We start from the raw sequence: 21464 nt of genomic DNA on the forward strand, positions 1-21464 counted from the left end.
TCAAGGCACTTAAGGATTGAAATGAAGTTTCTCTGCGCCTCGGGCGACCTCATCCCCAACAGCAGCCGCGGTTTTGATATCGATGGCCACAAGCTGTTGGCAGTGCGCCGGGACGGCATTGCTTACGTTTATCTCAACCGCTGCCCCCATCGCGGCATCCCGCTGGAATGGCAACCTGATCGCTTCCTCGACGACAGCGCCAGCCTGATCCAATGCGCCACCCATGGCGCGCTGTTCCTGATTGAAAGCGGCGAGTGCATCGCCGGGCCTTGCGCAGGCCAAAGCCTCACCGCCCTGCCCGGCCGCGAAGACGAACAGGGATTGTGGGTCGATCTCTAGTCGCCCAGCAGCACCTTCAGCCGACGTTCGACGTATATCTCCTGCGGCGTGACCTGTACGCCATAGGCCAACACCTCCACACCTGCTGCCTTGGCCTCACGTAGCGCCGCCGCATAACCGGCGTCGATTTCCACCGCCGGGCGCACCGCGTCGATCCCCGACAGGTTCACGCAATACAACTGCACGGCCCGTATACCGTCGCGTGCCAGGTGCGCCAGCTCACGCAAGTGCTTGGCCCCGCGCTGCGTCACCGCATCGGGGAAAGCCGCCACCGAGCTGCCATCAAAGCCCAGGGTGACGCTTTTGACCTCGACAAACGCAGCGCCCTGGGGGTAATCCAGGCGAAAGTCGATGCGGCTTTTCTCCTGGCCATAAGGCACCTCACGCTTCAACGCGGTAAAGCCATTGAGCTCAGTGATCACACCAGCCAGCAAGGCTTCTTCCACCAACTGATTGGCACGCGCGGTGTTGACACACGCCAGCCGGCCCTGGGGCGTTTCGGCAATCTCCCAGGTGCCCGGCAACTTGCGCTTGGGGTCCGTGGAGCGGCTGAACCAGACCTGGCCACCTTCGACCATGCAATTGAGCATCGAACCGGTGTTAGGGCAGTGAATGGTGAGCAACTCGCCGGTAACGGTTTCGATATCGGTGAGAAAGCGCTTGTAGCGGCGGATCAGCCGGCCTTCTTCAAGAGGAGGATTAAAACGCATCAGCCTTGCCAGCTCCGTAAACCACGGGCAATTCGCTCTACCGCTTCTTGCAACCGATCGAGGTTTTGCGTGTAGGCAAAACGCACATGGTGCCCCGCCTGGTAGCGACCAAAATCCAACCCGGGCGTAAAGGCCACATGCTCGGTTTCGAGGAAATGACGGCAAAACGCGAAGGCATCGCCGCCGAACGCGCTGATATCGGCATACAGATAGAAGGCGCCTTCGGGTTCTACCGCGATACCGAACCCAAGCTCACGCAGAGCCGGCAGCAGGAAGTCACGACGGCGGCCAAACTCGTCACGGCGCTGCTCCAGGATCTCCATGGTTTGCGGGGTGAAACAGGCCAACGCGGCATGCTGGGCCATGCTTGGCGCACTGATGTAGAGGTTCTGCGCCAATTTCTCCAGTTCGCCCACCGCTTCAGGGGGCGCCACCAGCCAACCGAGGCGCCAGCCGGTCATGCCGAAATACTTCGAAAAACTATTCAGGACAAAGGCGTCGTCATCGACTTCCAGCACACTGGCGGCGTCCGTGCCGTAGGTGAGTCCGTGATAAATCTCGTCGACCACCAGGTGCCCGTTGCGCGCCTTGATGGCGCCCGACAGCCCAGCCAACTCGCCCCGAGTGAGAATCGTACCAGTGGGGTTGGCCGGCGACGCCACCAGTGCACCGACACTGTCCTGGTCCCAATGCCTGGCCACCAGATCGGCGGTCAACTGGTAACGTACGTCTGGGCCGACCGGCACCAATTGCGCCGCGCCTTCCACAAGGCGCAGGAAGTGTCGGTTGCAGGGGTAGCCTGGGTCCGCCAGCAGCCAATGCTTGCCCGGATCCACCAGCAAACTGCTGGCCAGCAGTAACGCACCGGAGCCACCGGGGGTGATCAGAATGCGCTGCGGGTCGATGCTCAAACCGTAGCGTTGCTGGTAGAAACCGCTGATGGCTTCGCGCAATTCGGGCAAGCCGCGGGCGGCGGTGTAGCGCGTTTTACCGTTTGCCAACGCGGCTTGGCCGGCCTGGATGATCGGCTCGGCGGTGGTGAAATCCGGCTCGCCGATTTCCAGGTGGATCACGTCGTGACCGGCGGCCTGCAGCTCATTGGCACGCGCCAGTAACGCCATGACATGAAAAGGTTCGATGGCGCGACTGCGCGCACTGTAGGGCTGAGCCATTAGCCTTCCTTAGACGGTGAGGACAAAATCTGGATTCTACCGAACCCTCACGGTAAAACATGCTCTATTGCCTGATTGGGGCTGCAAGTGCACCCTGCGCGCGCTCGTAAAACAGCTAAAATCAACATTCGAGGCGATACATACCCAGTCATGGCGGGCTGCTGCGGTTTGCATCCCCTTTGCCCTGGACCTCGACAACCGGGAGTAGCGCACCCTGAATCTATCTGGTAAGTTCGCCCGCTTGCAGCCGCAGGGCCGGCAGGTGTCGGTGACGTTGCAATCCTGCGCAATGGATTAGAAGAGTGAGAGGCGGTCTATTCATGTCCACCCAAGCAAAGCAACAGCAGACTCAAGGCCTCGGCGGCTTCGAACCCTATGTCGAAAAAAAGGGCGAGGAGTACATGGGCGAGCCCATGCGCGAGCACTTCACCAAGATCCTCAACAAGTGGAAACAGGACTTGATGCAGGAAGTCGACCGTACGGTTGACCATATGAAGGATGAAGCGGCCAACTTCCCCGACCCGGCCGATCGTGCCAGCCAGGAAGAAGAGTTCGCCCTCGAACTGCGCGCCCGCGACCGCGAGCGCAAGTTGATCAAGAAGATCGACAAGACCCTGCAACTGATCAAAGACGAAGAATACGGCTGGTGCGAATCCTGCGGCGTCGAAATCGGTATTCGCCGACTGGAAGCCCGCCCAACCGCGGACCTGTGCGTAGACTGCAAGACCTTGGCTGAAATCAAGGAAAAACAGGTCGGCAAGTAACGTTGTCGAGTTGAACGAAATGGAGCGTGCGAACGCTCCATTTTTGTTTCTGGCGTTTACCGGTTATGCAGTAGTATCCGGGCCATGACAGCCTCTACCTATATTGGGCGTTTCGCCCCCACACCCAGCGGCCATTTGCACTTCGGTTCCCTGGTTGCCGCCCTTGCTTCCTACCTCGATGCGCGCGCCCACCAGGGGCGATGGTTGATGCGCATGGAAGACCTCGACCCTCCCCGTGAAGAGCCCGGCGCCCAGGCGGCGATTCTGCATGCGCTGGAAAGCTACGGCTTTGAATGGGATGGCGAACTGGTTCGCCAGAGCGAGCGGCATGATGCCTACGCCAAAGTACTGAACGATATGTTCAACCACGGCCTGGCCTACGCCTGCACCTGCTCGCGCAAGCAGTTGGAGCCCTACAACGGGGTTTACCCAGGCTTGTGCCGCAATGCCGGCCACGCCCAGCAAGACGCCGCCATCCGCTTGCGCGTGCCCGAGTTGGAATATCACTTTACCGACCGCGTCCAAGGCGAGTTCCGGCAGCATCTGGGCCGCGATGCCGGCGACTTCATCATCCGTCGCCGCGACGGCCTCTACGCCTACCAACTGGCGGTGGTGCTCGACGACGCCTGGCAAGGGATAACCGATATCGTGCGCGGCGCCGACCTGCTCGACTCCACACCGCGCCAGCTGTACCTGCAAGAGCTGCTCGGCCTGCGCCAACCCCGTTACTTGCACGTGCCGCTGATCGTGCAGCCAGACGGCAACAAGCTGGGCAAGTCCTACCGATCTCCACCGTTGACAGCCGACCAGGCCACGCCTTTGCTGCTAAGAGCACTGCGCGCCCTTGGCCAACAGCCTGACGCGCAGCTGCTGCACGCCAGCCCACGAGAACTGCTGGATTGGGGCATTGCGCACTGGGACGCCACCCGCATCCCGCGCACACTGACCCTGGCCGAAGCGCAATTGAGTTGAAGGCGCTTGCAGGTTGCCAGCCATCCGTTAACATCGCGGCAGATTTTTAATCAGAGGCCAACATGTACATCTATCGTTTGGTCCTGCTGCTGGTCGTCGGGATCTACCTGTTCTCCCCCGCCATCATGGATTGGTGGATCGACGCCACGGGCGCCTGGTATCGCCCTTATCTGCTATGGCTGATCCTGATCGTCGTGACCTTCATCCTGCAGAGCCAAAAAGATGCCGATGAGCTTTAGTCTCACCCAGATGCTGCTGATCAGCGCCGCCTACCTGGCTGCGTTATTCGGCGTGGCCTGGATCAGTGAGCGCGGAATGATTCCGCGGGCGATCATTCGCCATCCATTGACCTACACCTTGTCCCTGGGCGTGTACGCCAGTGCCTGGGCGTTCTACGGCACGGTGGGGCTGGCCTATCAGTACGGCTACGGTTTTCTCTCCAGTTATCTTGGGGTGTCGGGCGCGTTCCTGCTGGCGCCAGTGCTGCTGTACCCGATCCTGAAAATCACCCGGACGTACCAGCTGTCTTCCCTGGCAGACCTGTTTGCCTTTCGCTTTCGCAGTACCTGGGCCGGTGCGCTGACCACCATCTTCATGCTGATCGGCGTGCTGCCCCTGCTGGCCCTGCAGATCCAGGCGGTGGCCGATTCCATCAGCATCCTGACCCGCGAGCCCGTGCAACATCGGGTTGCCCTGGCCTTCTGCGCACTGATCACCTTGTTCACCATCTTCTTTGGTTCTCGCCATATCGCCACCCGCGAGAAACACCAGGGCCTGGTGTTTGCGATTGCCTTTGAGTCGGTCATCAAGCTGATCGCCATTGGCGGCGTTGGCCTTTATGCGCTCTACGGCGTATTCGACGGGCCGCAACAGCTGGAGCTGTGGCTGCTGCAAAACCAGACCGCCCTCGCCGCCTTGCATACCCCCTTGCAGGAAGGCCCATGGCGTACGCTGCTGCTGGTGTTCTTCGCCTCGGCGATCGTGATGCCGCACATGTACCACATGACCTTCACCGAGAACCTCAACCCGCGCTCGCTGGTCAGCGCCAGCTGGGGCTTGCCGCTGTTCCTGCTGCTGATGAGCCTGGCGGTGCCGCTGATCCTGTGGGCAGGCCTGAAACTGGGGGCCACCACCAACCCCGAGTATTTCACCCTGGGCATCGGTATTGCTGCCAACAGCCCGGCTCTGGCGCTACTGGCCTATGTCGGTGGGTTGTCGGCAGCCAGCGGGTTGATCATCGTCACCACGCTGGCACTCTCGGGCATGGCGCTCAACCACTTGGTACTGCCGCTGTACCAGCCGCCGGCTGAGGGCAATATCTACCGCTGGTTGAAATGGACCCGACGCGCGCTGATCGTCGCGATCATCATGGCCGGCTATGCGTTTTATCTGCTGCTGGGCGCCGGGCAAGACCTGGCCAACCTCGGCATCGTCGCGTTTGTCGCCACCTTGCAGTTCCTGCCGGGCGTATTGTCGGTGCTGTACTGGCCGACCGCCAATCGCCGTGGTTTTATTGCCGGGCTGCTGGCGGGGATCCTGGTGTGGACCGTGACCATGCTGCTACCGCTGGTCGGCAACCTGCAGGGCTTCTATATCCCTTTGCTGAACATGATTTACGTGCTGGACGACACCAGTTGGCACATGGCAGCCATCGCCTCGCTGGCCGCCAACGTACTGATGTTTACCCTGATCTCGCTGTTCACCAACGCCAGTGCCGAAGAAACCAGCGCCGCCGAAGCCTGTGCGGTGGATAACGTGCGCCGCCCGCAACGCCGCGAACTGCACGCAGCCTCGCCCCAAGAGTTCGCCACGCAACTGGCCAAGCCCCTGGGCGCCAAGGCCGCACAAAAGGAAGTCGAACAGGCGCTGCGCGACCTCTATCTGCCGTTTGACGAACGCCGCCCCTACGCCCTGCGTCGCCTGCGTGACCGTATCGAAGCCAACCTGTCCGGGTTGATGGGGCCGAGCGTGTCCCAGGACATGGTGGAAACCTTCTTGCCCTACAAGGCCGGTGGCGAAAACTATGTCACCGAAGACATCCACTTCATCGAAAGCCGGCTGGAGGATTACCACTCGCGCCTCACCGGCCTGGCCGCCGAACTCGACGCCCTGCGCCGTTACCACCGCCAAACCCTGCAGGAACTGCCGATGGGCGTGTGTTCCCTGGCCAAGGACCAGGAAATCCTGATGTGGAACAAGGCCATGGAAGAACTCACCGGTATCGCCGCCCAACGGGTGGTGGGTTCGCGCCTCAACACCCTGGGCGATCCATGGAAAGAGCTGCTGCAAGGCTTCATCAACCTGCCGGACGAGCACTTGCACAAGCAACACTTGGCCCTCGACGGCCAGACCCGCTGGCTCAACTTGCACAAAGCCGCCATCGATGAACCCTTGGCACCCGGTAACAGCGGCCTGGTGCTGCTGGTGGAAGACCTGACCGATACACAAATGCTCGAAGACAAGCTGGTGCACTCCGAACGCCTGGCCAGTATCGGGCGCCTGGCGGCCGGCGTGGCCCATGAAATCGGCAACCCGATCACCGGTATCGCCTGCCTGGCGCAAAACCTGCGCGAAGAGCGCGAAGAAGATGGGGAAATCACCGAAATCAGCGGGCAGATCCTCGAACAGACCAAGCGGGTTTCGCGCATCGTCCAGTCGTTGATGAGCTTTGCCCACTCCGGCGCCCATCAGAATCAGGACGAAGCGGTGTGCCTGGCCGAAGTGGCGCAGGATGCCATTGGGCTGTTGGCCTTGAACCGGCGCAATTTCGAAGTACAGTTCTTTAACCTGTGCGATCCGGACCATTGGGTCGATGGCGACTCACAACGCCTGGCCCAAGTGCTGATCAACCTGCTGTCCAACGCCCGCGACGCGTCGCCGGCCGGCAGTGCTGTACGTGTCAAGAGCGAGGCTTTCGAGCACACGGTCGACCTGATCGTGGAAGACGAAGGCAGCGGCATTCCACAGAACATCATGGACCGATTGTTCGAACCCTTCTTCACCACCAAGGACCCCGGTGAAGGTACCGGTCTGGGCCTTGCACTGGTCTATTCCATCGTTGAAGAGCATTATGGACAAATCACCATCGACAGCCCGGCTGACACACAAAGCCAACGCGGCACCCGTATCCGGGTGACCTTGCCGCGTCATGTCGAAGCGACGTCCGCTGTGAACTGAGACCGTCGAGAGAATTGAATCAATGCCGCACATTTTGATCGTCGAAGACGAAACCATTATCCGCTCTGCCTTGCGACGCCTGCTTGAACGTAATCAGTACCAGGTCAGCGAAGCCGGCTCGGTGCAGGAAGCCCAAGAGCGATTCAGCATTCCCACGTTCGACCTGATTGTCAGCGACCTGCGCCTACCCGGCGCCCCGGGCACCGAGCTGATCAAGCTGGGCCAGGGCACCCCGGTGCTGATCATGACCAGCTACGCCAGCCTGCGCTCGGCGGTGGACTCGATGAAGATGGGCGCGGTGGACTACATCGCCAAGCCTTTCGATCACGATGAGATGCTCCAGGCCGTGGCGCGCATCCTGCGTGACCGTGTGTCGGCCAGCAGCGCGCCGGCCGAGCAGCGCCCCACCGGCAAGGCCAGCGCCGGCGAAAAACCGGGTGTCGACAACAGCAACGGCGAGATCGGCATCATCGGCTCCTGCCCACCGATGCAAGACTTGTACAGCAAGATCCGCAAAGTGGCGCCGACCGACTCCAATGTATTGATCCAGGGCGAATCGGGCACTGGTAAAGAACTGGTGGCCCGCGCCCTGCACAACCTGTCCAAGCGCGCCAAGGCGCCGATGATTTCGGTGAACTGCGCGGCTATTCCCGAATCCCTGATCGAGTCCGAGCTGTTCGGCCACGAGAAAGGTGCGTTCACCGGCGCCAGCGCCGGCCGTGCGGGCCTGGTAGAAGCGGCGGACGGCGGCACCTTGTTCCTCGATGAAATTGGCGAGCTGCCCCTGGAAGCCCAGGCGCGATTGCTGCGCGTGCTGCAGGAAGGCGAAATTCGTCGCGTGGGTTCGGTGCAATCGCAGAAGGTCGATGTTCGATTGATCGCAGCGACACACCGAGACCTCAAGAGCCTGGCCAAGATCGGCCAGTTCCGCGAGGACTTGTATTACCGCCTGCATGTCATCGCGCTCAAATTGCCGGCCCTGCGCGAGCGTGGCGCCGACGTCAACGAGATCGCCAACGCGTTCCTGTTGCGCCAAGGCGCACGCATTGACCGCACCGACCTGAAGTTTGCCGCAGACGCCGAGCAGGCGATCCGTCACTACTCGTGGCCAGGGAACGTGCGTGAGCTGGAGAACGCCGTCGAGCGCGCGGTGATCCTGTCGGAGAGCCCGGAGATTTCCGCCGAGTTGCTGGGCATCGACATTGAACTCAGCGACCTGGATGACGACGATTTCATCGGCTTGGCCCCGCAGCAGGGCAGCGGTAGCAATACCAGTCATGAACCGACGGAAGATTTGTCACTGGAAGACTACTTCCAGCACTTCGTGCTCGAGCATCAGGACCATATGACCGAGACCGAGCTGGCGCGCAAGCTGGGCGTGAGTCGCAAATGCCTGTGGGAACGGCGCCAGCGCCTGGGCATTCCACGGCGCAAGACCGGGGTGGCCAGCGAAAGCTGAGGGCGCAGCCCCACAGGTAACACCTGTTGATGTGAAAAAACTGTTACCGCTGACTTTTCACGTAACAAAAGCCGGGGCTTACGGTAACGAAGCCCCGGCTTTTTTTGGCCCTCAATCTTGCGAAACCAGCCCAACCCCCCGGTTTTGCTGGCCGGCGCAAAAGTTGGCACGCACCCTGCTATATGCTTAGTACAAAAACAATAACAAGCTTTGTACAAGACAATAAAAATAAGACGAATCGACTCACGCATAACAAAAACAACACGGCGGAGGCGCAGCTAACTGATTCTTTTGGAGAGGCGTTGCATTTGGGGCTTGCCCCGCAACCAGGCCGAGAACAACAAAAACTGCCCTAAGGCAGAGCCTGAACTGGTTGGATCGTAGATCAGCAACACAGCGACCAAAGCAATCCGTTTGCTCTTGACTCCCGATTGGGAGTGTCATGAAGGTGAAGCTTCGTGGCGAGGGCGATCAACAAAAACAAGAAGCCCGACACCAATAATAAAAATAGAGCACGCAACTACTTCTGGGGGAGCTTCGGCTCCCCTTGTAGTTTCCGGGTTTTGACCTTCAAACGCTTATGGCGCAATGCCTTTAGCTTGTTCCTACACCATCCCCCGACTAAATGCTAGAATCCCCGCCCATCATGCGGTCATTCTTCGTTATGGCCGAACATTCCTTCAAACAGTGCATCCCATGCTGAAGAAGTTGTTCCAGTCATTCCGTTCTCCCTTGCGTCGAACGCAACACAAACGCAGCACGCCTGAAGTGCTCAATAGCAGCCAGCATTCGCTGCAGCGCGCTCAATTCAGCCGTTATGCCGTGAACATCGTCGAACGTTTACAGAACGCCGGCTACCAGGCCTACCTGGTGGGTGGTTGCGTACGCGACATGTTGCTCAACATCACGCCCAAGGATTTCGACGTCGCCACCAGCGCCACGCCTGAACAAGTGCGTGCCGAGTTTCGTAATGCACGAATCATCGGCCGGCGCTTCAAGCTGGTGCATATCCACTTTGGTCGCGAAATCATCGAGGTCGCGACCTTCCGCGCCGGTCACCCGCAAAACGATGAAGAAGAAGACACCAACCAGTCTTCCCGCAACGAGAGCGGGCGCATCCTGCGCGATAACGTGTATGGCACCCTGGAAGAGGACGCGCAACGTCGCGACTTCACCATCAACGCCTTGTATTACGACCCGGTCAGCGAGCGCATCCTCGATTACGCTAACGGCGTACACGACATCCGCAACAACCTGATCCGCCTGATCGGCGACCCGACGCAGCGCTACCAGGAAGACCCGGTGCGCATGCTGCGCGCCGTGCGATTCGCCGCCAAGCTCAACTTCGGCATCGAAAAGCACACCGCCGCGCCGATTCGCGAACTGGCGCCGATGCTGCGGGAAATCCCCTCGGCGCGCCTGTTTGAGGAAGTGCTCAAGCTGTTCCTTTCGGGCTATGCCGCCGACACCTTTGAAATGCTGGTGGACTTGCAGTTGTTCGACCCATTGTTCCCGGCCAGTGCCGAGGCCTTGGAGTACAACCCGACGTACACCCACACTTTGATCAGCGAAGCCCTGATCAACACCGACCTGCGCATCAAGCAGAACAAGCCGGTGACCCCGGCGTTCCTGTTTGCCGCCTTGTTGTGGCCGGCCCTGCCCAAACGCGTACTGCGCTTGCAGGACCGTGGCATGCCGCCGATCCCGGCCATGCAGGAAGCAGCTCACGAGCTGATCGCCGAACAGTGCCAACGCATCGCCATCCCCAAACGCTTCACCATGCCGATCCGCGAGATCTGGGACATGCAGGAGCGCCTGCCACGCCGCAGCGGCAAGCGCGCCGATCTGTTGCTGGACAACCCGCGTTTCCGTGCCGGCTACGACTTCCTGCTGCTGCGTGAAAGCGCCGGCGAACAGACCGATGGCCTGGGCGAATGGTGGACCGACTATCAGGACGCCAATGACAGCCAGCGCCGCGAGATGATTCGTGAACTGGGCAGCAAAGGCGATAGCGCCGGTGAAGGCCCGAAAAAGCGTCGCCGCAGCGGCACCAAGCGTAAACGCAGCAGTGCCGATGCCTCGGGCGCCGCGGGCGAATAAACGTGGAACGTATCTACATCGGCATGGGCAGCAACCTGGCTGCCCCGCACCAACAATTGCGCAGCGCGATCCAGGCGCTGGCGCAATTGCCTGGCACCCAGCTCGCCGGTGTGTCCGCTTTCTACCAAAGCGATTCACTGCTGCCAGGCCAGCCGCGCTACACCAACGCCGTTGCGGCGCTGGACAGCCACCTGGCACCGTTGGACTTGCTCGATGCACTGCAAGGCATCGAAAACGATCAGGGCCGCGAACGCCTGGAACGCTGGGGCCCACGCACCTTGGACCTGGATATCCTGCTGTTCGGTGATCGCCTGATCGACGAGCCGCGCCTGAAAGTGCCGCACTACCAGATGCATCTGCGCGCGTTTGTGCTGTATCCGTTGGCTGAGCTGGCGCCGGCCGGTATGCATCTGCCTGACGGCCAGCGTTTGAGCGACTTGCTCACCGCCTGCCCGTTCGTCGGCCTGGAACGCCTCCCTCAAGAATGACTCGGTCAATGTGGGAGCTGGCTTGCCTGCGATGGCATCCACTCGGTGTATCAGCCACACCGAGTGGATGCCATCGCAGGCAAGCCAGCTCCCACCTTTGATCTTCTTTGCCGTAATACCGCGCACACGTTGCGCAATCGCGTCAGTAACAGCGGTAACACCGCCATCGTAACAATGCGGTAACACATCCAATTGACTTCCCGTGTCCTCCTCACGACTATAGGCGTCCCGCTGCCGCCAACCCGGCGCGACAGGGCGCAATCCAGGCCTTATAAGCACTGCTTTCAAGACAGTGCGCCTGTATAAACGAAGACTCACGCGCGTTACTCGCTGTTTCCAAGCGCCTGAACGAGGACCCTTTCATGCCAGACATTACCCTGACCACCTTGCAGAGCCTCAAGCTCAAAGGTGAAAAAATCACCATGCTGACCTGCTATGACGCCACCTTCGCCCACGCCAGCTGCCAGGCTGGCGTCGAAGTGCTGCTGGTGGGCGACTCCCTGGGCATGGTTCTTCAAGGGAATGACAGCACGCTGCCCGTGACCACCGATGAACTCGCCTACCACACCGCCAGCGTCAAGCGTGGCAACAAGGGCGCCTTTATCATCGCGGACCTGCCGTTCATGGGTTACGCCACCCTTGAGCAAACCTTCCTGAACGCCGGCAAGCTGATGCAGGCCGGCGCGCACATGATCAAAGTCGAAGGTGCCGTATGGCTGGCCGAGTCGATCCGGCTGCTGGCCGAGCGCGGTGTGCCGGTGTGTGCGCACATGGGGCTGACGCCGCAGTCGGTCAATATCCTCGGTGGCTACAAGGTCCAGGGCCGCAATGAAGCCCAGGCCCGCCAGATGCGCGCCGATGCCATCGCCCTGGAGCAAGCCGGTGCTGCGATGATTCTGCTGGAATGCGTGCCGAGCGAACTGGCCGCCGAAATCACCCAGGCCGTCAAAGTGCCCGTGATCGGGATTGGCGCCGGTTCCGCCACTGACGGCCAGGTGCTGGTATTGCACGACATGCTCGGCCTGTCGATCACCGGCCACGTGCCGAAGTTCGTGAAGAACTTCATGGCCGGCCAGGACAGCATCCACGCCGCCCTGAGCGCCTACGTCAGCGAAGTGAAAAACGTGACGTTCCCAAGCGTTGAACACGGATTCTCGGCATGAACACCGTTAAAACCGTCCGCGAACTGCGGGCCGCCGTAACCCACGCCCGCAACGCAGGCAAACGCATCGGCTTTGTGCCCACCATGGGCAACCTGCACAGCGGCCACGCCACCCTGGTGACCAAGGCCGCGCAGCAAGCGGATTTTGTGGTCGCGAGCATTTTCGTCAACCCGCTGCAATTCGGCGCTGGCGAAGATCTGGACAAATACCCACGCACATTGGCCGCCGACCAGGAAAAGCTCCTGCAGGCCGGTTGCAACCTGCTGTTTGCGCCCACGGTCGAAGAAATGTACCCCGATGGCATGAACGGCCAGACCCGCGTCAGCGTGCCACAACTGTCTGAAGGCTTGTGCGGTGCCAGCCGCCCAGGGCACTTCGAAGGCGTGGCCACGGTGGTCAGCAAGCTGTTCAACATGGTGCAGCCGGACATGGCCGTATTTGGCCAGAAGGACTACCAGCAGTTGGCGGTGATTCGCGCCATGGTCCGCGACCTGAACATGCCGATCCAGATCATCGGCGAGCCCACCGTGCGCGCAGAAGACGGCCTCGCGCTGTCATCACGCAACGGTTACCTCACCGAGGAGCAACGGGCGGTCGCACCAGTGCTGTACCGTGCCCTCACCCAGATCGCCACGGCCATCGAAGGCGGTGATCATGATTTCGCCAGACTGCGCGCCGAGCACATCCAGCAGATTGAAGCCGCTGGGCTGCGCATGGACTACCTGGAAGTGCGCCAAGGCGTGCATCTGCGCCCGGCCACGGCTGAAGATCGTGATGTGGTGATCCTGGTCGCCGCTTATCTGGGGGCCACACGCCTGATCGATAACCTGCACCTGAACCTCGCCTGACCCCCGCATTACCCTCAACCTGTTGCCCCGACGGCTGTGCCGGTATAAAAAAGTACCGGCCACAGCGCAGACAAAGCCAAGACATATCCACACGCTAGGTTTAATGTAACTGCCCTGCGCTATGGTTAGCGCTGTCTGGAACCCAATCCTTGCAATAAGACTGGATGTTCCGGGCTTTGAAGTGTCCTAAAGGCAGTCCCCGTAATAAAAAGGAAACCCGCAGCGATGGCGTACTACCGCACCCCTCATGACGTTACCGCGCTGCCCGCCTGGCAAGCGCTTGTTCAACATCGCCAAGCCATGCAGGATTTCAGCATGCGCGAGGCGTTCAATGCCGATCCTCAGCGTTTTTCCCAGTTCACCTTGAGCAGCTGCGGACTTTTCCTCGATTACTCGAAAAACCTGATCACCAGCGAAACCCGCGACCTGCTGGTGGGCCTGGCCAAGGAAGTCAATCTCAAGGCGGCGATCGACGCGCAGTACGCTGGCGAACCGGTCAACTCCTCCGAAGGCCGCCCTGCCCTGCACACCGCCCTGCGCCGCCCGGTGGGCGACAAGCTGTCGGTCAACGGCGTGAACATCATGCCGGACGTGCACAAGGTGCTGAACCAGATCACTGACTTGGTCGGCCGTATTCACGACGGCCTGTGGCGTGGCTACACCGAGAAGCCGATCACCGACGTGGTGAACATTGGCATCGGTGGCTCGTTCCTCGGCCCGGAGCTGGTCTCCGAAGCGCTGCTGTCCTATGCCCACAAAGGCGTGCGTTGCCACTACCTGGCGAACATCGACGGCAGCGAGTTCCACGAACTGACCATGAAGCTGCGCGCCGAGACCACGCTGTTTATCGTCTCGTCCAAATCCTTCAACACCCTGGAAACCCTGAAAAACGCCCAGGCCGCCCGCGCCTGGTACCTGGCCCAGGGGGGCTCGGAAGCCGAGCTGTATCGCCACTTCATCGCCGTCTCGAGCAACAACGCCGCGGCCGTGGCGTTCGGTATCCGCGAAGAGAACATTTTCCCGATGTGGGACTGGGTCGGTGGGCGCTACTCGCTGTGGTCGGCCATCGGCTTGCCAATTGCTTTGGCCATCGGCATGTCCAACTTCAAGGAACTGCTGTCGGGTGCCTACACCATGGACCAGCACTTCCTGAACGCACCGTTCGAAGCCAACATGCCCGTGCTGCTGGGCTTGCTGGGCGTGTGGTACGGCAACTTCTGGGGTGCGCAGAGCCATGCGATCCTGCCGTACGACCATTACCTGCGTAACATCACCAAGCATTTGCAGCAGTTGGACATGGAATCCAACGGCAAGAGCGTGCGCCAGGACGGCACGCCTGTGTCCACCGATACCGGCCCGGTGATCTGGGGCGGCGTAGGCTGCAACGGCCAGCACGCTTACCACCAGTTGCTGCACCAAGGGACTCAACTGATCCCGGCCGACTTCATTGTGCCGATCGTCAGTTTCAACCCGGTGTCCGACCACCATCAGTGGCTGTACGCCAACTGCCTGTCCCAGAGCCAGGCGCTGATGCTCGGCAAGACCCGCAGCGAGGCCGAAGCCGAGCTGCGTGAGAAGGGCCTGCCGGAAGCCGAAGTACAGAAGCTGGCACCGCACAAGGTGATCCCGGGCAACCGTCCGAGCAACACCCTGGTGGTCGAGCGCATCAGCCCGCGTCGCCTGGGCGCATTGGTGGCGATGTATGAACACAAGGTGTTCGTGCAGAGCGTGGTGTGGGGCATCAATGCCTTCGACCAATGGGGCGTGGAACTGGGCAAGGAGCTGGGCAAAGGCGTGTACAACCGCCTGACCGGCGCCGAAGAAACCTTGGCCGAAGACGCTTCGACCCAGGGCCTGATCAACTACTTCCGCGGTCGTCACCGCGGCTGAGGCCGTGCGTTCAAGGCCAACGTGTGTTTGGACGTTGGCCTTGAACCCTCCCGCCCCAGGGTGCATCTTTATGACTTGTCGCAAAAACAAGTATAAGGAGCGCTCATGTTCGATATCAGCACCTTTCCCACCGCCGATGCCGTCCGCCGGGCTGCGCAACTCAGTCAAGAGGACTACCAGCGCCTCTATCGCCAATCCATCGACCAGCCAGACACCTTCTGGGCCGAACAGGCCAAGGGCTTTCTCGACTGGATAAAACCCTGGCACAGCGTCCAGCAGTCAGACATCCACACCGGTGCCGCCCAATGGTTTGCCGGTGGTCAGTTGAATGTCAGCTACAACTGCATCGACCGCCACCTGGCGCAACGCGCCGATCAGCCGGCCTTCATCTGGGAAGGCGATGATCCGTCAAAATCCTGCACGATTACTTACCGTCAACTGCACCAAAACGTCAGCCGCCTGGCCAATGTGTTGAAAAGCCGTGGCGTGAACAAAGGTGATCGCGTGTGTATCTACATGCCGATGATCCCCGAAGCGGCCTACGCCATGCTGGCCTGCACGCGAATCGGCGCGGTGCACTCGGTGGTGTTTGGTGGTTTCTCCCCGGACGCGTTGCGCGACCGCATTCTCGACGCCGATTGCCGCACCGTGATCACCGCCGACGAGGGCGTACGCGGTGGCAAGCCCGTGGCGCTGAAGCAGAACGTCGACAAAGCCCTGGCCAGTTGCCCGAACGTCAACACGGTATTGGTGGTCGAGCGCACCGGAGCGAGCGTGACTTGGCACGAAGGCCGCGACCTCAAGTACCAAGCCGCCCTAGACGCCGCCAGCGACAACTGCCCGCCCGAGCCGATGGACGCCGAAGACCCGCTGTTCATCCTCTATACCTCCGGCAGCACCGGCAAACCCAAAGGCGTGCTGCACACCACCGCTGGCTACCTGCTGCAAGCGGCGATGACCTTCAAGTACGTGCTCGACTATCAAGAGGGCGAAGTGTTCTGGTGCACCGCCGACGTGGGCTGGGTCACCGGCCACAGCTATATCGTCTATGGCCCGCTGGCCAATGGCGCCACCTCGCTGATGTTCGAAGGCGTGCCGAGTTATCCGGACAGTTCGCGTTTCTGGCAGGTCATCGATAAACACCAGGTGAATATCTTCTACACCGCACCCACCGCCCTGCGCGCCCTGATGCGTGAAGGCCACGGCCCGTTGCAGAGCACATCCCGCACCAGCCTGCGCCTACTGGGCAGCGTCGGTGAGCCGATCAACCCGGAAGCCTGGGACTGGTATTTCAACGCCGTGGGCGAACAGCGCTGCCCCATTGTCGATACCTGGTGGCAGACCGAAACCGGCGGCATCATGCTCAGCCCGCTGGTCTGCGCCCAGCGCATCAAACCGGGCTGCGCGACACAGCCCATGTTCGGCATACAACCGGTGTTGCTCGATGAACAGGGCAAGGAAATCAGTGGCGCCGGCAGTGGCGTCCTGGCGATCAAGGCCAGCTGGCCGGGGCAGATTCGCAGCGTCTATGGCGACCCGCAGCGCATGATCGACACCTACTTCAAACCCTACCCCGGCTACTACTTCACCGGGGACGGCGCACGGCGCGATGAAGACGGTGACTATTGGATCACCGGGCGCATCGACGATGTGATCAACGTCTCGGGCCATCGCATCGGCACCGCCGAGGTGGAAAGTGCCCTGGTGCTGCATGATCAGGTCGCCGAAGCCGCTGTGGTGGGCTATCCCCACGACGTCAAAGGCCAGGGCATCTACGCCTTTGTCACCCCCATGAATGGCGTCGAACCCAGCGACGAATTGAAAAAGCACTTGCTGGAGTTGGTCAGCAAGGAGATTGGCAGCTTCGCCAAACCGGAACTGATCCAATGGGCGCCTGCCCTGCCGAAAACCCGCTCCGGCAAGATCATGCGGCGCATCTTGCGCAAGATCGCCTGCAACGAACTGGACAGCCTGGGCGACACCTCGACCCTGGCCGACCCCAGCGTGGTGGACGGTTTGATCGACAAACGCCTCAACCGGTAGCGCCAGGATAATCCCCGGCCTGTGCAGGCCGGGGTTAGCTGTTAAACTTCGCGCCCCCTTTTTCTTATTCATCTGCAAGCAAGGCGCGCTCCATGACTCCCTTGAATCAGGCGCTGCGCGCCGCCCTCGATCACCGCCAAGACCTGATCAACACGCTGCACGCCCAGGGTACGGACTGCTATCGGCTGTTCCACGGCAGCCAGGAAGGCGCCGGTGGCTTGACCATCGACCGCTACGGCCCGCAATTGCTGGTACAAAGCTTCCACCAGTCCTTGGAAACGGCAGACTTGCTGGACCTGCACCAACTGATCAACCAATACATGGGCCTGGAATTGTTGCTGGTGTACAACGACCGTGCCCGCGGCAACTCGCGCATCGACCGCGAAGACACGGTGTACCGCGCGGAGCCGGGGGCTTTGGAAGACCTGGTCGGCCACGAGTGGGGCCTCAATTACCGTGTGCGTGGGCGCCACGGCGGGCAAGACCCATTGCTGTTCCTCGACCTGCGTAACACCCGGGGCTGGGTCAAGGACCACAGCGACGGCAAAAGCGTGCTGAACCTGTTCGCCTATACCTGCGGCGTAGGTTTGAGCGCAGCAGCGGGCGGCGCGCGCGAGGTGTGCAACCTGGATTTTGCCGAGGGCAACCTGGCGGTGGGGCGTGAAAACGGCCAGCTCAACCCACAGTTGCCGAGCATGGAGTTTGTGCTGTCCGACTACTTCCCGGCGATTCGCCAACTGGCGGGCCTGCCGATCACCCAGCGTCGCGGGCAGAAGCTGCCGAGCTATCCGCGCCTGGAACAGCGCCAGTACGACCTGGTACTGCTCGATCCTCCCGCCTGGGCCAAGAGCGCTTTCGGCACCGTCGATTTGTTGCGCGACTATCAAAGCCTGCTCAAACCCGCACTGCTGGCCACCGCCGACAATGGCGTGCTGATTTGCTGCAACAACTTGGCAAAGGTCAGCATGGAGGACTGGCGTGAGCAGGTGCTGCGCTGTGCAGAAAAAGCCGGGCGCCCGGTACGCGAGTGGCAAGTGATGACACCTGGGGCCGACTTTCCCTCCAAAGACCAACAGCCTCCGCTGAAGACCCTGATCCTGCAACTGTAGGAAGTTTCCCAGCACCCACGGTTCTTCGGAACCGAATTCCCGTGCCATACTCCAAGGCACTCTCGTTCGACATAGATGGCGTTCACCCATGCCCAAAGGATTGATCCGCGCCGTAGGCGCCTTGTTGACCGCCCTTGCTTTGTACAGCTTGCTGGGCTTTCTGATATTACCCGGCATCGCCCTTCGCATTGCCAACCAACAGTTGGCCAATTACGCCACGGTACCGGCGCGGATCGAGCGCATCGAACTCAACCCCTTCAGCCTGGAACTGACGCTGTGGGGCCTGAAGATCGGTGAGCCAGGCAAAGAGCAAGTAGGTTTCGAGCGTCTCTACGCCAACCTGCAGGTCGACAGCCTCTGGACCCGCGCCCTGCACCTGGCCGATGTGCAACTGGACAAGCCCAAGACCGAACTGCTGTTCGACAAGTCCGGCCAACTGAACCTGGCGCAGCTGTTCAAACTGCCACCGAGCGAGCCAACCCCGGCCGATCCTGATGCCAAGCCGTTCCCACTGCGTATCGACAGCATCAAGCTGGCGGGCGGTAACCTGCACTTCCAGGACTTGCGCCCCAGCGAACCCATCGAATTCCTCTACGACGAACTCGACTTCGAGCTGAAAAACCTCAGCACCTTGCCCGACGACAATGCCGACATGACCCTGGTCGCCGCCGGCCCCGAAGGGGGTCAGATCGACTGGAAAGGCAACTTCAGCCTGGTACCGATCACCTCCGAAGGCACCTTGAAGGTTACCGACGGCAAGATGAAAGCCTGGTGGCCGTATGTACGTGACGCACTGCCACTGGTGTTGGAAGACGGGGTGCTCAACTTCAGTACCGACTACAAATTCAGCCTGGCCAAAGAGACCGAGCTGAACCTGACCAACACCGCCGCCAGCATCGCCCCCTTTGCGATCAAGGCCCCCGATGGCCGGCCACTGGCACGCCTGGAACGCCTGGACGTCAGCGAAACCACGGTAGACCTGGCCAAGCAGCAGGTGGTTATCGGCAAGATCCGCAGCAACAAGCTGGAAACCTGGGCCGCCCGTGAGGCCGATGGCCAATTGGACTGGCAAAAACTATTCGCCAGCCAACCGAGCAAGCCGGCCAAGGCACCGGAGCCAACCACTGCTGACGCGCCTTCGGCGCAACCGGCTGCCCCGAGCAAGCCGTGGCAAGTGCTGCTCAAGGATGTGCAACTGCGTAACTATCAGGTGCACCTGGCCGACCGCCAGGCTAAACCGGCTGTGGCGCTGGAGCTGGGCCCGTTGAATGTCGATGTACAGAACTTCGACAGCCTCAACCAGAGCCCCTTTGCCTTGAAGATCGACACCGGCCTGGGCAAACAAGGCAAGATCCAGGCAACCGGCGAGGTTAACCTCAACCCCGTCAGCGCCAAGCTGAAAGTGAACACCCAGGACATCGACCTGCGTGTCGCCCAGGCCTATATCAGCCCGTTTATTCGCCTGGAATTGCGCAGCGGCATGCTGGGCAGCAACCTGGACGTGAACCTCAAAAGCACCGAGCCACTGGCCCTCCAGGTCACCGGCCGCGCCCAGGTTGACCAGTTGCATACCCTGGACACCCTCAAGACCCGCGACTTCCTCAAATGGCAGCGCCTGGTGTTGGAAGGCCTGAACTACCAGCACGGCCAAAGCCTGTCGATCGACAAGGTCAACCTGTTGCAGCCGTATGCGCGCTTCATGATCAACGAAGATCGCACCACCAACATCGACGACCTGCTGATCCCGCAGCCCGCCGACAGCGGCAGCAAGTCGGCCGCCAAACCTGCCGCCAGTAACGAGAAGCCCTTGGGCATTCATATCGGCCAGATCGCGATCAACGACGGTTCGGCCAACTTTGCTGACTTTAGCCTCACACCCAACTTTGCCACCGCGATTCAACAGCTCAACGGCCAGATTGGCACCATCGACAGTCGCCAGGCCAAACCGGCCAGCGTCGACATCAAGGGCAAGGTGGACCGTTACGCGCCAGTGACGATCAAAGGCAGCGTGAACCCGTTTGACCCGATGGCCGCGTTGGACATCGCCACCAGCTTCAAGCGTGTCGAGCTGACCAACCTGACACCTTACTCAGGCAAGTTCGCGGGCTTCCGCATCCGCAAGGGCCGCCTGAATCTCGATCTGCACTACGTGATCACCAAAGGCCAGTTGAAGGCTGAAAACAAAGTGGTGGTCGAGCAGTTGCAATTGGGTGAGAAAGTCGACAGCTCCGATGCCGTCGACTTACCGATTCGCCTGGCTGTCGCCCTGCTCAAGGACTCCGACGGCAAGATCTCCATCGAACTGCCGGTGAGCGGCGACCTGAACAACCCACAATTCAGCGTGATGCCGATTGTGTGGCAGACCCTGCGTAACCTCGTGGTGCGCGCGGCAACTGCGCCCTTCAAGTTCATTGGCGGGCTGGTCACCGGGGGTGGCTCCGAAGACTTGGGCAATGTGTCGTTCGCCGCAGGCTCCAGTGAGCTGAACAAAGACGCCGAAGGCGCTCTGAACACCCTGGCCAAGGCGCTGAAAGAACGCCCTGCCCTGCGCCTGGAAATTGAAGGCACAGCCGCTGCCAGCAGCGACGGGCCGTTCCTGGCCGCACAGCGACTGGAACGTGAATACCAATACAACTATTACAAGATCCTCCAGCGTCGTGGCGACAAAGTCCCGGCCCAGGCCTCGTTGCTTGAAGTGCCGGAGAAGGAAAAAGCCCCCTTGCTGGAAGGCATCTACCGTACCCGTCTCAAACAGCAACCACCCGCCGAATGGAAAGACCTGAGCAGCGATGAGCGCTCGGCGAAGCTCAAGGACGGTGTGATCAAGTTCTGGAGTGGCAGTGACGTGCTACTGCGCCAGCTGGGGCAGGACCGAGCCAGCACTATCAAGGACTACTTGGTAGACAAGGGCCAGTTGGAAGACGACCGCGTGTACTTCATAGATGCGCAACTGGGGCAGGCGGAGAAAGATGGTCGGGTAGTCACTCCCATGCACCTGGATGCTGAGTAACCGATAGCTAACGCACTACAACCCTCTGTAGGAGCGAGCTTGCTCGCGAAAAACGCCAACGATAACGCGGGCATCCTGAATGAGCGCAGCGCCTGCGGGTTCTTCGCGAGCAAGCTCGCTCCTACACCGGCCTTGGGGCTTGAGCCCTCCTGAAATAGAACAGGCCCCGACACAAGTGCCGGGGCCTGTAATGACCACATCCGTGTGGTCGGTCGCATGA

General features: G+C 60.8%; 16 protein-coding genes. 14 read left to right on the forward strand and 2 right to left on the reverse strand.

Annotated elements, in window-relative coordinates; genetic code table 11:
• The first annotated feature begins 21 nt into the window (after positions 1-21).
• The gene (locus tag DK871_RS02950; RefSeq protein WP_161903926.1) at positions 22-339 is read left to right on the forward strand and encodes a Rieske (2Fe-2S) protein; all 318 of its coding nucleotides are present in this window, start codon (positions 22-24) and stop codon (positions 337-339) included.
• Here DK871_RS02950 and sfsA read toward each other — a convergent pair.
• Together sfsA and DK871_RS02960 are read right to left on the reverse strand one after the other, a co-directional pair.
• Entirely contained in the window at positions 336-1049 is a 714-nt protein-coding gene (gene sfsA, locus DK871_RS02955; protein WP_161903927.1) for a DNA/RNA nuclease SfsA, read from the reverse strand. The two genes, DK871_RS02950 and sfsA, sit on opposite strands and share 4 nt — an antisense overlap.
• Positions 1049-2221, reverse strand: a complete 1173-nt coding sequence (locus DK871_RS02960; protein ID WP_161903928.1) for a pyridoxal phosphate-dependent aminotransferase — start codon at positions 2219-2221, stop codon at positions 1049-1051. Before DK871_RS02960 ends, sfsA begins: the two co-directional genes overlap by 1 nt.
• Positions 2222-2541: 320 nt before the next feature.
• Here DK871_RS02960 and dksA point away from each other — a divergent pair, with 320 nt between their 5' ends.
• The 13 genes from dksA (at position 2542) to DK871_RS03025 (ending at position 21244) form a co-directional block, all read left to right on the forward strand.
• The gene (gene dksA, locus DK871_RS02965; protein WP_003194150.1) at positions 2542-2985 is read left to right on the forward strand and encodes an RNA polymerase-binding protein DksA; all 444 of its coding nucleotides are present in this window, start codon (positions 2542-2544) and stop codon (positions 2983-2985) included.
• 84 nt (positions 2986-3069) lie between these two features.
• On the forward strand, positions 3070-3957 hold the full coding sequence (gene gluQRS, locus DK871_RS02970) for a tRNA glutamyl-Q(34) synthetase GluQRS (protein ID WP_161903929.1): 888 nt from the start codon (positions 3070-3072) through the stop codon (positions 3955-3957).
• Between the two features lie 62 nt (positions 3958-4019).
• Positions 4020-4196 (forward strand): hypothetical protein, encoded by a 177-nt coding sequence (locus DK871_RS02975; protein WP_003176118.1) that lies wholly within the window; start codon positions 4020-4022, stop codon positions 4194-4196.
• Positions 4180-7134, forward strand: coding sequence for a sensor histidine kinase (locus tag DK871_RS02980; RefSeq protein WP_003194154.1), 2955 nt, complete (start codon positions 4180-4182; stop codon positions 7132-7134). Before DK871_RS02975 ends, DK871_RS02980 begins: the two co-directional genes overlap by 17 nt.
• Before the next feature lie 22 nt (positions 7135-7156).
• A complete protein-coding gene (locus DK871_RS02985; RefSeq protein ID WP_161903930.1) occupies positions 7157-8593 on the forward strand; it encodes a sigma-54 dependent transcriptional regulator in 1437 nt (478 codons plus the stop codon).
• A 696-nt stretch (positions 8594-9289) separates the two neighbouring features.
• Positions 9290-10693, forward strand: coding sequence for a polynucleotide adenylyltransferase PcnB (locus DK871_RS02990; protein WP_003194157.1), 1404 nt, complete (start codon positions 9290-9292; stop codon positions 10691-10693).
• 2 nt (positions 10694-10695) lie between these two features.
• Positions 10696-11181, forward strand: coding sequence for a 2-amino-4-hydroxy-6-hydroxymethyldihydropteridine diphosphokinase (gene folK, locus DK871_RS02995; protein ID WP_161903931.1), 486 nt, complete (start codon positions 10696-10698; stop codon positions 11179-11181).
• Positions 11182-11543: 362 nt separating this feature from the next.
• Complete coding sequence (gene panB, locus DK871_RS03000; protein WP_161903932.1) at positions 11544-12344, forward strand: 3-methyl-2-oxobutanoate hydroxymethyltransferase; 801 nt, start codon at positions 11544-11546, stop codon at positions 12342-12344.
• A complete protein-coding gene (panC, locus tag DK871_RS03005; protein ID WP_161903933.1) occupies positions 12341-13192 on the forward strand; it encodes a pantoate--beta-alanine ligase in 852 nt (283 codons plus the stop codon). Before panB ends, panC begins: the two co-directional genes overlap by 4 nt.
• A gap of 225 nt (positions 13193-13417) precedes the next feature.
• Positions 13418-15082, forward strand: coding sequence for a glucose-6-phosphate isomerase (pgi, locus tag DK871_RS03010; protein ID WP_003194166.1), 1665 nt, complete (start codon positions 13418-13420; stop codon positions 15080-15082).
• A 105-nt stretch (positions 15083-15187) separates the two neighbouring features.
• A complete protein-coding gene (gene acs, locus DK871_RS03015; protein WP_161903934.1) occupies positions 15188-17125 on the forward strand; it encodes an acetate--CoA ligase in 1938 nt (645 codons plus the stop codon).
• Positions 17126-17217: 92 nt separating this feature from the next.
• Positions 17218-18234: a class I SAM-dependent rRNA methyltransferase gene (locus tag DK871_RS03020; protein ID WP_161903935.1), complete on the forward strand. Its 1017-nt coding sequence runs from the start codon at positions 17218-17220 to the stop codon at positions 18232-18234.
• 88 nt (positions 18235-18322) lie between these two features.
• Positions 18323-21244 carry a DUF748 domain-containing protein gene (locus DK871_RS03025; protein WP_161903936.1) on the forward strand — a complete coding sequence of 974 codons (2922 nt, stop codon included), beginning with the start codon at positions 18323-18325 and terminating at the stop codon, positions 21242-21244.
• Positions 21245-21464 lie beyond the last annotated feature (220 nt).

Source organism: Pseudomonas sp. L13 (assembly GCF_009935965.1).
Taxonomy (GTDB): Bacteria; Pseudomonadota; Gammaproteobacteria; order Pseudomonadales; family Pseudomonadaceae; genus Aquipseudomonas; species Aquipseudomonas lactis.

Bases quoted from the DNA above. Each gene is read 5' to 3' on its own strand.
- gluQRS (WP_161903929.1), top strand. From the start codon at position 3,070: ATGACAGCCTCTACCTATATTGGGCGTTTCGCCCCCACACCCAGCGGC.
- sfsA (WP_161903927.1), bottom strand. From the start codon at position 1,049: ATGCGTTTTAATCCTCCTCTTGAAGAAGGCCGGCTGATCCGCCGCTAC.
- DK871_RS03020 (WP_161903935.1), top strand. From the start codon at position 17,218: ATGACTCCCTTGAATCAGGCGCTGCGCGCCGCCCTCGATCACCGCCAA.
- DK871_RS02980 (WP_003194154.1), top strand. From the start codon at position 4,180: ATGCCGATGAGCTTTAGTCTCACCCAGATGCTGCTGATCAGCGCCGCC.
- panB (WP_161903932.1), top strand. From the start codon at position 11,544: ATGCCAGACATTACCCTGACCACCTTGCAGAGCCTCAAGCTCAAAGGT.
- acs (WP_161903934.1), top strand. From the start codon at position 15,188: ATGTTCGATATCAGCACCTTTCCCACCGCCGATGCCGTCCGCCGGGCT.
- DK871_RS02960 (WP_161903928.1), bottom strand. From the start codon at position 2,221: ATGGCTCAGCCCTACAGTGCGCGCAGTCGCGCCATCGAACCTTTTCAT.
- DK871_RS02975 (WP_003176118.1), top strand. From the start codon at position 4,020: ATGTACATCTATCGTTTGGTCCTGCTGCTGGTCGTCGGGATCTACCTG.
- dksA (WP_003194150.1), top strand. From the start codon at position 2,542: ATGTCCACCCAAGCAAAGCAACAGCAGACTCAAGGCCTCGGCGGCTTC.
- panC (WP_161903933.1), top strand. From the start codon at position 12,341: ATGAACACCGTTAAAACCGTCCGCGAACTGCGGGCCGCCGTAACCCAC.
- DK871_RS02990 (WP_003194157.1), top strand. From the start codon at position 9,290: ATGCTGAAGAAGTTGTTCCAGTCATTCCGTTCTCCCTTGCGTCGAACG.
- DK871_RS02950 (WP_161903926.1), top strand. From the start codon at position 22: ATGAAGTTTCTCTGCGCCTCGGGCGACCTCATCCCCAACAGCAGCCGC.
- DK871_RS03025 (WP_161903936.1), top strand. From the start codon at position 18,323: ATGCCCAAAGGATTGATCCGCGCCGTAGGCGCCTTGTTGACCGCCCTT.
- pgi (WP_003194166.1), top strand. From the start codon at position 13,418: ATGGCGTACTACCGCACCCCTCATGACGTTACCGCGCTGCCCGCCTGG.
- DK871_RS02985 (WP_161903930.1), top strand. From the start codon at position 7,157: ATGCCGCACATTTTGATCGTCGAAGACGAAACCATTATCCGCTCTGCC.